Genomic DNA, 12298 nt, shown 5'->3' with positions numbered 1-12298 from the left:
CGATGAAGATAAACACACTGCTTATGTCTGGCGCGTTGGCGCTTTCCGTTTTGGCTGGCCCGGCGGCCCATGCCAAGGACTGGAAGACCGTAACGATTACGCTTGAGGGCGCCTATGCGCCGTGGAATCTAACCAATGCCGACGGCACGCTCGGCGGCTTCGAGCCTGAGCTTGCAAAATCGCTCTGCGACCGGATGAAGATCGAATGCAAGCTCGTTGCGTCCGATTGGGACGGCATGATCCCGGCACTCAATGCCGGCAAGTTCGACGTGATCATGGACGCGCTGTCGATCACCGACGAACGCAAGCAGGTCATCGACTTCACCATTCCTTATGCTGCGACGCCCGCAGCGTTTGCGGTTGCAAAGGATAGCCCCCTTGCAGGTGCGCCCGGCTCAGGCACGACGATCAAGATGACACCCGGTCAGACCGGCGTGAAGGAAATCGACGCCCTGAAGGCCGCCTTCAAGGGCAAGACCATCGGCATCCAGGCGGCCACTGTCTATGCCAAGTTCGTCTACGACAACTTCGGTGACATCGCCACGATCCGCGAATACAAGACCGGCGCAGATCGCGACCTTGACCTGCAGAACGGCCGCATTGACCTCGGCTTCGACGACGCCGTCTACTTCGCCACCGCGTTTGAAGCCGCCAACGGCGCGCTTGCCTTCAGTGGCCCGCAAATTGCCGGCCCGATCTGGGGCGTTGGTGAAGGCCTGGGCGTTCGCAAGGCCGATACCGACCTGCGTGACATGTTCAGCACCGCCATCAAGTCGGCACTCGACGATGGCACCGTCAAGACGCTGTCGATGAAGTGGTTCAAGACGGACGTCAGCCCGCAATAATCTCCTGGTCTCTGCTCCCGGCCCCAAAGCCGGGAGCATGACCATCCCAGCTTTCATGCCGGAATGGTCATGCTATGCTCTCAAGACTTGGGGCCACGCACCGCCCACGACGGGAACCCTGGCAATGGCGACATTGGAACTGCTTGGCTTCGGCTCGACCGGATGGGGAGCGTTGCTCCTCGCCGCGACCGCGTTAACGCTCGCCGTGACGGCGGCCGCCTTGGCGATCGGCGCCGTGTTGGGCACGATCGTTGCGGGCGCCAAGCTGTCGGGCAACGTTTTGGCTGTGGCCCTCGGCAACGTCTACACCACGGTGTTTCGCGGCGTTCCGGAACTACTGATCATCTATCTCATCTATTTTGGCGGATCGAGCGCGATCACCTCGGTCGGCAAGGCGCTTGGCTATGAAGGTTTTCTTGGTATGCCTTCGTTCGCCGCCGGCGCATTGGCCGTCGGCATCATCTCCGGTGCCTACCAGGCGGAAGTGTTTCGTGGCGCCTATCTGGCCATCGCCAAGGGCGAACTGGAGGCTGCGGCTGCGATCGGCATGAGCACCGGCCTGCGTTTTCGCCGGATCATCATGCCGCAGGTGCTGCGCTTTGCAATTCCAGGCCTTGGCAATGTCTGGCAGTTGAGCCTCAAGGATTCGGCGCTGATCTCTGTCACCGGCCTTGCCGAACTGATGCGCACCAGCCAGGTCGCTGCCGGTTCGACGCGGCAATATTTCCTCTTCTTCATCGTCGGCGGTTGCCTCTACCTCATCTTGACCAGCCTTTCGGATCAGGTCTTCAACCGCGCAGAACGTCGCGCCAACCGCAGCATGCCGTCCGCGGCCATGGGCAAGGCCTGAGGATCGATCATGGATTTTGCCTTTCTTTCGCAGACCATGTTGACGCTTCTGGCAGCCCTGCCGATGACGCTCGCGCTGTTCGTGCTGTCGGTCTTCTTCGGAGGGTTGGGCGCCCTCGTGATCGTTTGGATGCGGGTTGGCGGCAATCCGGTCCTGTCCGGCTTTGCCAAGGCCTATATTTTCGTCTTCCGCGGCTCGCCGTTGTTGATCCAGATGTTCCTGGTCTTTTACGGCCTCGGCCAGTTCGGTTTCATCCGCTACGGCTTCCTTTGGCCGCTTCTGCGCGAACCCTTTGTCTGCGCAGTGCTGTCGTTGGCGCTTTGCACCGCAGGTTATAGCGCCGAGATTTTCCGCGGCGGCATCCGCGCGGTTTCTCCAAAAGAGATCGAGGCGGCTCGCTCGATCGGCATGTCCGGTTTTCTCCTCGTGCGTCGCGTCATCGCCCCGATCGCCTTTCGCCATGCGCTGCCCGCCTATTCGACGGAAATCGTCCTGATGATGAAGTCGACGGCGCTTGCAAGCCTTGTCACCGTCTGGGAAGTGACCGGCGTTGCCCAGCGGCTGATTTCGCATACCTACCGCACCATGGAGGTCTTCCTTTGTGCGGCGATCATCTATCTTGCCCTCAATTTCATCATCCTGCAGGCTCTGGGTCTGCTCGAACACCGCCTGTCCCGCCATCGCCGCGCCGTTCCGCAGGCGTTGAAGGCGTGACATTGCAGCCCGAACCAGGATTGGAAACACAATGCCCGGAGTAACCCGACTTTCGGTCCGCAACATCCGCAAGAGCTTCGGCACTCACGAGGTGCTGCGCGGCATTTCGCTCGAGGCGCAGGATGGCGATGTCATCTCCCTGCTCGGTTCATCCGGTTCGGGAAAATCCACGTTTCTGCGGTGTATCAATCTGCTCGAGATCGCCAATGATGGCGAGATCTGGGTTGATGGCGAGCTGATCCGCATGGTCCATAAGGGCGGCAAGAGCCGCCCTGCAAGCCACAAGCAGGTGGACCACATCCGCTCCGAACTCGGCATGGTGTTTCAGTCGTTCAATCTGTGGTCACATATGACCATCCTGCAAAACGTGATCGAGGGGCCGCTGCACGTCCTGAAGCGTCCCCGGGCGGAATGCGTCGCAGAAGCAGAAACGCTGCTCGAAAAGGTCGGCATTGTCGACAAGCGCCACGCCTATCCGGCGCACCTGTCCGGCGGCCAGCAGCAGCGTGCGGCAATCGCCCGGGCGCTTGCGATGAAGCCGAAGGTCATGCTGTTCGACGAGCCGACATCGGCACTCGATCCCGAACTGGTCGGCGAGGTGCTGCGTGTGATGCGGGCACTGGCGGAGGAGGGCATGACCATGCTGGTGGTCACCCACGAGATGAGCTTTGCCCGCAACGTCTCCAACCGCGTCGTATTCATGCGCGAAGGCCTGGTCGAGAGCACTGGCACGCCGGACGAAATGTTCGGCGGTGGCGCATCTCCAGCCTTTCGCCAATTCATCGGACATTTCGGAAGCTGATATCATGACCGTGACCATCGAGACCGTCCTTCGCTGGCGCGATGTCGCCAAGGTGGCGGAGGGCGCCGGCCTGTCGCTGGCACCGGCCGTCTGGGCGCGCGTCGAGCATGCGAGCAAGGTCGTTGCCAGTATCGTCGAGACCGGCGTGCGCGCCTATGGCATCAACACCGGCGTCGGCGCTCTCTCCGACACGGTCGTCGACCGCCAATCCCAAACCAGGCTTTCGCGCAACATCATTCTCAGCCACGCCTGCGGGGTTGGCGATCTGCTCGCCCCGCGCGAAGTGCGTGCCATCATTGCAGCACAGATCGCCAATTTCGCTCACGGTTACTCAGGCGTCCGCCCCGAGGTGGTTCGGCATCTTGCGGCCTTCCTTGAAAAGGACTGCATTCCCGACATCCCCTCGAAAGGCTCGGCTGGGTATCTGACGCACAATGCCCACACGGCGCTTGTTCTGATCGGTGAGGGCAGGGCAAAGGTCGCCGGCACGCCGATGAGCGGCGGCCAGGCGCTGGTGGCGATCGGCCTTTCGCCACTGACACTCGGGGCCAAGGAAGGCCTCAGCCTCGTTAATGGCACGGCATGCGCCACCGGTCTTTCGAGCGTAGGGCTTGCTCGCGCTGAACGGCTGCTCGATTGGGCAGACGCAGTTGCCGCGCTGACGCTGGAAGCAGCCGGCTGCCAGATGGCGGCCTTTGACGAGACGGTCCTGGCGCTCAAGGTCTCGAAGGGCATGGCCATGGTCGGGGCGTCGCTGCGCAAAAGGCTTGAGGGAAGCGGCATCATCGCCGCGGCCTTCGGCAAACGCACGCAGGATGCCTTGAGCCTCCGATCCATCCCGCATGCTCACGGTGCCGCGCGCGATGTGCTCGACAATTCGGCTCGCGCGGTCGATCAGGAACTCGCTTCGGTCACAGACAATCCGGCAGTATCGGGCACGCCGCAGCACCCGGTGGTGTCCTCCGAGGCACACGCCGTGTCGCCGGCCCTTGGCCTTGCCGCCGACAGTCTGGCGATCGCACTGGCCCAGATCGGTGCAATGAGCGAGCGACGCATGGATCGGCTCGTCAATCCGCTGGTGAGCGGCCTGCCGGCTTTTCTGGCAAGCGACGCTGGCAGCAATTCCGGTCTGATGATCGCGCAATACACCGCCGCGGCGCTCGGCAACGAAAACCGTCGTCTGGCCGCGCCGGCAAGCACGGATGGCGGACTGACTTCGGCGCTTCAGGAGGACTTCCTCGCCCACCCCACCGCCGCCGCAAACAAGCTCCTCGCCGTGATCGACAATGCCGAATATATCCTGGCAATCGAGCTGATGGCTGCAACGCAAGCCCATGATTTTCTCGCTGGTACAGCGTCGCGCGCCGCTGGCACGGGGGCGATTTACGAAATGGTGCGAGACCGCGTTGCCCACTATGCCGACGACCGGCCATTGGGCTCCGACATGGAAGCGCTGCGTGCGCTTCTACGCGAAGGCGCCCCTCCTGCGGCGACCTGACGTTCCCGATCTCGATATTGACAGGCTGCTCTATCCAGACCGCCGATTGAAACCTTGCCTCAACAACCATATCCTGATCACGAAAGTGAACAATGCAGTACCGCAGCCCCGCAGCGTGCGATCTGCCCGACATTTCATCAACAATCGGTCCTTCCTTCAGGCTCCTGTCAGCCTTCTGCCCTAGTCCAGCTTGGACTTAGGATGGCACGATTTCGTTCGGTCGAACGAATTGGCGTTCCATTGTCCTTTGGCGGTCAATTGCGGAAGGTCGAATTTCGAGATGCAGATTTATGCGGGCTCCCTGACAAGATCCATGTGGATCAGCAAGGCACTTGCATCGTTCTTGACGCTATTCGCGCTTTGGTGGGTCCTGCTCATCATCTTCAACAGATTTCCCGAACTCGACCTTGCCGCCGCGCGCAGCGTTTTCTCGCAGCGTGACTGCGGCGTACTGGATGCGATCAGCAAGACCTGCGGTGCATTCCAGTTGGACAAGAACCCGTTTTTCATGGCGGCCAGAACTGTGTTCCTGGCACTGCCCTACATAGCAATCGCCATCCTGTTAGGGCTGATCGTGATGTCGCGGCGGCGGCTAGGGAAGGATTGGAAAACGCCTGAGGTCAAGATGAGCCTCGCCGCCTTGGTCTCGTTGGCGATGGGCTGCGGCGTGCTGGTAAACCTTATCCTGAAAAGCTTTTCGGGCCGTCCACGGCCTCGCAACACGCTGCTTTTCGGTGGTAATCTCGATTTCGTCCAAGCGGGCTCGTTCGCCGGAAAATGTCTCAAGAACTGCTCTTTCATTTCAGGCGAGGCCTCTTCCGCCGGCTGGCTATTTTGTCTTATCCTGCTCCTGCCGGCACGCTGGCGACTGCCTGTGGGCTTGCCTCTGGCCGTAATTTCGATCTCCATCCCGACATTGCGTGTTCTAACCGGCGCGCATTATCTGTCGGATGCGGTGCTGGGTTGGCTCTCCTCCCTGGTCATCTTTGCCGGCGTGCTCGTCGTCGCCGAGACCATGCGACAACCCCGTGAAGTTGCCTAGCTTGCTTTCACTCGGCAATATGAAAAGATGTTTATAGGCAGGTTCAAACGGAAATGATGGCGTGACAGCAACGACGGTCGCCTCTGCATTCATCGCGTCGTTTCTCGGCTCCTTCGTGGAGGTCGTCGAAGCATTTACGATTGTTCTGGCGGTCGGGATCACGCAAGGCTGGCGGCCTGCTCTCTTCGGGTCGGCAGTGGCGCTGGCGGTGCTGGTCGCGCTGGTGGTTTTTCTCGGTCCTCTCCTCGGTCTTATTCCCCTCGACCTTATCCAGCTTATTATCGGCACGCTTCTCATACTGTTTGGCCTGCGGTGGCTTAGAAAGGCGATCCTGCGGGCCTCCGGGTTCATCGCACTCCATGACGAAGCCAAGGCCTTCGGTGCCGAGGTCGATAGCCTTGCGCGGCAATCCGCTGATAGAAGGGCTGAGATGCTTGCGGGGACCGTTGCCTTCAAGGCGGTTCTGCTCGAGGGCGTCGAGGTGGTTTTTATCGTTATCGCAACTGGGGCTGGAAACGGCCTGATCGGATATGCCAGTGGTGGTGCGGCTCTGGCTTTCCTGGTGGTTGGCTGCATCGGGTTGCTGTTGCGCAAACCGTTGTCCACGGTTCCTGAAAACAGCCTGAAGTTCGTGGTCGGGCTGCTATTGAGCGCTTTCGGAATCTTCTGGATCGGAGAAGGGCTGGGCGCAGATTGGCCGGGGGCGGACATATCGCTGCTTGGAATATTGGCGGTCCTGGCGATATTTTCCCTCGTTGCAGTTCGCACGTTGCGCCGTCGTGCCGGCAGCTTGGTGGTCCTGTGAGCGGCCTTAGAAACGTCGCGGCTGAAATACTTCGCCTGTTCGTCGATGACGGTGCCCTGGCATTGGCGGCGTTTGCGCTCGTCCTAGCAGCGATCACCGCCGTCAAAGTCGCCCACATCGACGGACTCGTCGTCGCAATTGTCTTCCTGTTCGGTTGTCTTGTTATTCTTGGCGCAAGCTTGTCTCGGGCTACGCGAGCGGCGGCGCGAAAGGGTGACGGCAGCTAACTTCCACTGCAGGGACGTCAGGTCGGTCTATCGAAGGGTTGAGTTTGAACGGGGTGGCAATTCGACTGATCCGCGAAATGAGTTCGCTGAGATCGAAAGGCTTGACCAGATAGTCAACGGCGCCGATGCGAAGCGCCTCGATTTGATCCGAGATCTGATCGTAGGCGGAAAGAATGATGACGGGCATCAAGCGTGATCCATTGCGAAGATGCCGTAGGAGATCCAGACCGCTGCCATCGGGCAGGCGAAGATCGAGAAGGATGACCGCGTAGCGCGTCTGGTCCACGGCCTTCGTCGCCATCATCAAGTCCGTAGCCCAATCCACCTCCCAGCCGTCCGCCGCGACATGGTCGCGCACGGCGTTGCCGATCAGGATGTTGTCTTCGACCAAGAGTATTCGCAACGACATGCTCCATTTATTGCGACCTCGGACGATGACTGGTAATGCTGACAAACACCTGAAGGTACGTCTCTGCCCCTTGACCGCAGAACGCCCAATCTTATTGTCGCCTTTATTCAGGTAAATGTCAGAAAAGGCGGGCAAGGTCGCGTGCCTCGGTGGTCCGGGTGGACGACATGTCGCCACGCTGGGATCGCCACCGGTTCCGCACGCCACAGCATTTCGGAGACAGCTAGTTGAAAGATCGTGCCAACAGGGGCGGGGCAGTTTTAGCCCGCCCGAGACTGGGTAGCGTTACGCTTTGCCTTTTGACCACGCTTTATCTGCTAGTGGTCACCAACCGGACTTTCTGGGTAAAGGCCTATGGCTACCTGCTGTTCGATCCGCTGGCTCTTGCAGCCTTCGTCATTGGTATTTCAGCGCTTTTCATGGCTGTGGTCACGCTGTTTTCGGCGAAGTATGTCACAAAGCCCATTCTCATTTTCTTCATTCTCGTGGCGTCGTCGGCATCGTGGTTCAACGATCAGTTCGGTGTGATCGTCGACAAGGAAATGATTAGAAATGCAGCGGTCTCGACCGGCGCCGAGGCGGGACACCTGATTACCTTCCGCTTTGCCATGCACCTGTTGCTCACGGGCCTGTTGCCTTCACTGCTGGTCGCGTGGGTGCGGATCGATCATCGTCGGATATTGCCGAAGCTTGCCCACAACACCGCTGTGATCCTGTCGTGCTTTGCAATCTTCGCCGTCGCTGGGCTGAGCTGCTACAAGACGTTTGCCGGCGTCGGCCGTGCGCATCGCGACATTGTGTCGACGCTTAATCCTTTCATGCCGATCAACAGTGCGGTTAGCTACGCCGTTGGCTCCGAGAAGGATTCCAATATCGTCGCGGCACCCCTGGGCACCGATGCTCACAGGGTGAATGCCGGCGGCAAGCCGCGCGTGACGATTATTGTCGCCGGCGAAACGGCACGTGCGTCCAATTTTTCGCTCGGCGGCTATGCGCGCAAGACCAATCCCGAGCTCGAAAAGCGGGACGTTGTCTATTTCCCGAATACCAGCAGCTGCGGAACGGCGACCGCGACATCGATCCCCTGCATGTTCTCCATCTATACGCGAGCAGAATATTCGCACAGGAAGGCACTCGCCACGCAAAATCTGCTTGATGTGCTCGGCCATGCGAAGGTCGGCGTGTCGTGGCTCGACAATGACACCGGCAGCTATCACGTGACCGATCGCGTTCCTTACGAATATCTTCCCAATTTGAACGATCCACGCTTCTGCAATGCAGGCGAATGCCTGGATGCAATTCTGCTCGACAAGGTCGACAACTGGCTCGACCACGTCAAGGGAGACAGCGTGCTGGTCCTGCACCAGCTTGGCAGCCACGGCCCAGCCTATTTCGAGCGCTATCCGGAAGAGTTCCGTCGCTTCAAACCGGATTGCCGCGCAAATGATTTCGGCAGCTGCACCCCTGAAGAGATTACCAATGCCTACGACAATACGATCCTTTACACCGATCATGTCGTCGCGACCGTCATAGACAAGCTGAAAGAGCGCTCGACGACGATGGCCGGCGCCGTGGTCTACGTTTCCGATCACGGCGAGTCACTCGGTGAAAACGGAATTTATCTGCACGGCACCCCCTATCTCCTCGCGCCGGACCATCAGACGCGTGTTCCGTTTCTGGTCTGGGTGGCGGACGATCTGGCAAAGTCGGCGGGATACGACATGAGCTGCCTCTCAAACCATGCCGGTGCGACCTATTCCCACGACAATTTCTTTCACAGCGTACTCGGACTGATGGACGTTGCCACCAAGGTCTACGATCCATCACTGGACGTCTTCGCCCCGTGCCGTCGTCCGCCTGATGCGCTGGCAAGCGCCCGATAGACGACGTGGTGTGCCTATCAGGTCACTGAAGATGTCTTGTGGTTTTAATGCTGTTGTTTAGCCAGAGGGCTTGGAATGATGGGGTCCGTCGAGGTAGATAGTTCGTCGTGACGCTCGGCGCTATTTGCCCGAGAGCGGCAATTTCTTCGCGACGCTGAGGATCACGGCATGGCTAGACCCAATGGTGGGCGTCTTTATACAATCGTCTCCTGCCTCTTATGGCCAGCCTTCTTCGCTGGCGGCCTGGCGGGTGCCTATTTCGCATTCCAGGCGCATTGGCCGCTCTTTTGGTTCAATGTGAACTATCTCTCCATCGTGATCCTCATCGGCATATCCGAGCGAATCATGCCTTATGAGCAGACATGGCTGTCGCACGACGGGGAAACCTTCAACGATTTCGCTCATACGCTCCTGAACAAGGGTACGGTTCAGATCGCCGCCGCCATCGGGACCTCCTTCCCCATGGCTGTCGCCACAGTGGCACTGCCCTTGTTTACCGCGCATAGGTCTTTCTGGCCCGATCAGTGGCCGCTTTTTGCGCAGGCAATCCTCGGGCTTATCATTGCCGAACTCGGGCTTTATGTTGCCCATCGCCTCGCTCACGAGAATCTCTCGCTTTGGCGGTTTCACGCCTTGCACCATAGCGTCGAACGCCTTTGGGTCGTCAACACTGGACGGTTCCATTTCGTCGATTCGCTCTTCAAGATCGTTCTCAGCCAAATACCGCTCTACTTGCTGGGCGCACCATTGCCAGTCTTTCTGTGGATCGGCGCCGTGACCGCATTCATCGGCGTTCTGACCCATTGCAATCTCAATGTCCGGACCGGGCCATTGGACTGGATTTTGAGCACCCCGCGCCTGCATCGCTGGCATCACTCGAGACTGCTGGCCGAGGGAAATACCAACTATGGGGAGAACCTTGTGCTTTGGGACCAGGTTTTCGGGACCTATTTCAACCCGCCACGTCCATCATCAGTCGATATCGGCATCAGCGGCCGCGTGGCAAAGGGGTTCCTCGCACAGCTTGCGCAACCGTTCTCGGCCAAGGGTGCCAGACAGATTCTCGGCCGGGCGCCGAAGAGGGTGAAAGACGAGGCGTCGCGCATCGCAGAGACAAGCGAATCCGAGCAGGCCTGAACGCCTGCTTGATCGGCGGATATTGACCAATCCGTCGAAGTTGGACACTCCATTACAAGCGACAGGAAAGCTCGGCGTCATCACGCGATGATGCGGGCCGAAAGGATAATGACACGATGGCAAATCCCCCACGCCGACCGATAAACCCGATGGATGCGGCCGAAGCGCTTTTCAAGCCAGCTAAAAAGGCACCGGCACCGGCAGTCGAACGCGCCCTGCCAAGCGCCAAAGAGCTGGTTTCGCTAAAGATCGACAGAGCCGTACTTGAGTATTTTCAGCAGGATGGTGCCGGCTGGCAGGATCGGCTGAACGATGCATTGCGAGAAGCGCTCAAGGGAAAAATCAGCGACTGATGATGAACCGTTCGGTGCTAAGGTCGAGCTTTGCTTAATCGTATCCGAAAAAATGATATAAAACAAAAAACTTGCAATGAATATGCCTTCATCATAGCTTCGAAAAAAAGCAACATCAATAAAACGAGGAAACCCGATGCAGGCTAAGGCAGTCATCAACAAGGACTTTACCGTTTCCACGGTCGACAAGCGCGTCTACGGATCCTTTCTCGAGCACATGGGGCGCGCGGTCTACAGCGGCATTTACGAGCCCGGCCACAGCAGTGCGGATGAGAACGGGTTCCGCCGCGACGTTCTTGACTATGTGAGAGATCTGGACATGCCGATCGTCCGCTACCCCGGCGGCAACTTCGTCTCGGCCTACCGCTGGGAAGACGGTATCGGCCCGCGCGAAGAGCGCCCCGTCCGCCTCGATCTCGCCTGGCGCACCCGCGAGACCAACCAGGTCGGTGTCAACGAATTTTCCGATTGGGCCAAGCTTGCCAATACCGAGATGATGCTGGCGATGAACCTTGGCTCCCGCGGGCTCGATGACGCGCGCAATTTCCTTGAATATTGCAACCATCCCGGCGGCACCTATTGGAGCGATCTGCGCGCCAAGCATGGCTACAAGGATCCGCACAATGTCCGCATCTGGTGCCTGGGCAACGAGCTCGACGGACCCTGGCAGGTCGGGCACAAGAGTGCTGCCGAATACGGCCATCTGGCAAACGAAGTCAGCAAGGCATTCAAATATTTCGACAAGACGCTGGAGACGGTCGCCTGCGGTTCATCGAACGACAAGATGAAGAGCTATCCCGAATGGGAAGCGACGGTTCTCGATCAGGCCTATGACAGCGTCGACTATATTTCGCTGCACAAATATTTCGGCAATGAAGAGAACGACACGCTGAATTACTTTGCCAAGGCGATCGATCTCGATCGCTATATCGTCACCATCGGCGGCGTCATCGATTACATCAAGGCGAAGAAGCGCTCGAACAGGGACGTGAAGATCTGCTTCGACGAGTGGAACGTCTGGTATCACGACCGCAAGGAAGACGGTGAGCGTATTGCCAGCTGGAACTGGCCGGAAGCGCCGGCCCTGCTCGAGGAGGTCTACAATCTCGAGGATGCGCTGTTTGTGGCATCGCTGCTCAACGTGTTCATCCGCCGCTCGGACCGCGTCAAGATTGCCTGCATGGCGCAGCTCGTCAACGTGATCGCGCCAATCCTGACCCGCACCGATGGCCCGGCCTGGCGCCAGACAATCTACTATCCCCTGCAATTTGCCTCGAAATACGGCCGCGGTACCGCGTTGAACGTCGCGACATCGGGTCCTACCTACAATTGCGAGGTGGCGCAGGACGTTCCCTATCTGGATATTTCCGCGGTCCTGCACGAAGGCGGGAAGAGCATCGCGGTCTTCGCGCTCAACCGCAGTCTTGATCAGTCGCTTGACCTGAACCTTGCGCTGCAGGGCTTTTCAGGCGTCACGATCAAGGAGCACACCATGATGGCAGAGGACGATCTGCGCGCCGGCAATACCGTCGACAATCAGAACCGGGTGCAGCCGCGCAAGGGCTCAGGTTTGCAGATCGATGACGACGGCAACCTGGTCGGGGCTCTTGCGCCAAAATCCTACCATTTCATTCTTCTCTCCGTGTCGATGGCCTGAGACGACGTATAGGGGTCGGGCAGTGGCAGTGGAGGCCGCGGCCCGGGCTTTCTGGAGGAATTATCTCGGGAGGGAT

12 protein-coding genes are annotated in these 12298 nt (G+C 59.1%); 11 read left to right on the top strand and 1 reads right to left on the bottom strand.

Annotation, left to right across the window (positions count from 1 at the left end; genetic code table 11):
- Window positions 1–2: 2 nt before the first annotated feature.
- The 7 genes from CPY51_RS04230 to CPY51_RS04195 all read left to right on the top strand — a co-directional run bounded on the left by CPY51_RS04230 (window position 3) and on the right by CPY51_RS04195 (window position 6556).
- A complete protein-coding gene (locus tag CPY51_RS04230) occupies window positions 3–845 on the top strand; it encodes a transporter substrate-binding domain-containing protein (RefSeq protein WP_111158800.1) in 843 nt (280 codons plus the stop codon).
- Window positions 846–969: 124 nt separating this feature from the next.
- On the top strand, window positions 970–1695 hold the full coding sequence (locus tag CPY51_RS04225; RefSeq protein WP_111158799.1) for an ABC transporter permease: 726 nt from the start codon (window positions 970–972) through the stop codon (window positions 1693–1695).
- 9 nt (window positions 1696–1704) lie between these two features.
- Window positions 1705–2409: an ABC transporter permease gene (locus tag CPY51_RS04220; RefSeq protein WP_111158798.1), complete on the top strand. Its 705-nt coding sequence runs from the start codon at window positions 1705–1707 to the stop codon at window positions 2407–2409.
- A 31-nt stretch (window positions 2410–2440) separates the two neighbouring features.
- Complete coding sequence (locus CPY51_RS04215; protein ID WP_111158797.1) at window positions 2441–3211, top strand: ABC transporter ATP-binding protein; 771 nt, start codon at window positions 2441–2443, stop codon at window positions 3209–3211.
- A gap of 4 nt (window positions 3212–3215) precedes the next feature.
- On the top strand, window positions 3216–4709 hold the full coding sequence (locus tag CPY51_RS04210) for an HAL/PAL/TAL family ammonia-lyase (RefSeq protein WP_111158906.1): 1494 nt from the start codon (window positions 3216–3218) through the stop codon (window positions 4707–4709).
- Window positions 4710–4989: 280 nt separating this feature from the next.
- Window positions 4990–5751, top strand: a complete 762-nt coding sequence (locus CPY51_RS04200; protein WP_111158795.1) for a phosphatase PAP2 family protein — start codon at window positions 4990–4992, stop codon at window positions 5749–5751.
- Between the two features lie 61 nt (window positions 5752–5812).
- Entirely contained in the window at window positions 5813–6556 is a 744-nt protein-coding gene (locus CPY51_RS04195) for a COG4280 domain-containing protein (RefSeq protein WP_111158794.1), read from the top strand.
- Window positions 6557–6745: 189 nt separating this feature from the next.
- On the opposite strand, the gene CPY51_RS04185 is transcribed toward CPY51_RS04195, so the two are convergent.
- Window positions 6746–7186, bottom strand: coding sequence for a response regulator (locus CPY51_RS04185; RefSeq protein ID WP_111158792.1), 441 nt, complete (start codon window positions 7184–7186; stop codon window positions 6746–6748).
- A 233-nt stretch (window positions 7187–7419) separates the two neighbouring features.
- On the opposite strand from CPY51_RS04185, the gene CPY51_RS04180 reads away from it, so the two are divergent.
- The 4 genes from CPY51_RS04180 to arfA all read left to right on the top strand — a co-directional run bounded on the left by CPY51_RS04180 (window position 7420) and on the right by arfA (window position 12222).
- Complete coding sequence (locus CPY51_RS04180) at window positions 7420–9075, top strand: phosphoethanolamine transferase (protein WP_111158791.1); 1656 nt, start codon at window positions 7420–7422, stop codon at window positions 9073–9075.
- 168 nt (window positions 9076–9243) lie between these two features.
- Entirely contained in the window at window positions 9244–10212 is a 969-nt protein-coding gene (gene olsE, locus CPY51_RS04175; RefSeq protein ID WP_111158790.1) for an ornithine lipid hydroxylase OlsE, read from the top strand.
- A 116-nt stretch (window positions 10213–10328) separates the two neighbouring features.
- Window positions 10329–10565 carry a BrnA antitoxin family protein gene (locus tag CPY51_RS04170; RefSeq protein WP_111158789.1) on the top strand — a complete coding sequence of 79 codons (237 nt, stop codon included), beginning with the start codon at window positions 10329–10331 and terminating at the stop codon, window positions 10563–10565.
- Window positions 10566–10701: 136 nt separating this feature from the next.
- A complete protein-coding gene (arfA, locus tag CPY51_RS04165; RefSeq protein WP_111158788.1) occupies window positions 10702–12222 on the top strand; it encodes an arabinosylfuranosidase ArfA in 1521 nt (506 codons plus the stop codon).
- The last annotated feature ends 76 nt before the right edge of the window (window positions 12223–12298 follow it).

The organism is Arminella tubonensis (assembly GCF_003240585.1).
GTDB lineage: Bacteria > Pseudomonadota > Alphaproteobacteria > Rhizobiales > Rhizobiaceae > Rhizobium > Rhizobium tubonense.
The sequence above is the reverse complement of the archived record's forward strand: the minus strand, read 5'-3'. Positions and strand labels throughout refer to the sequence as shown.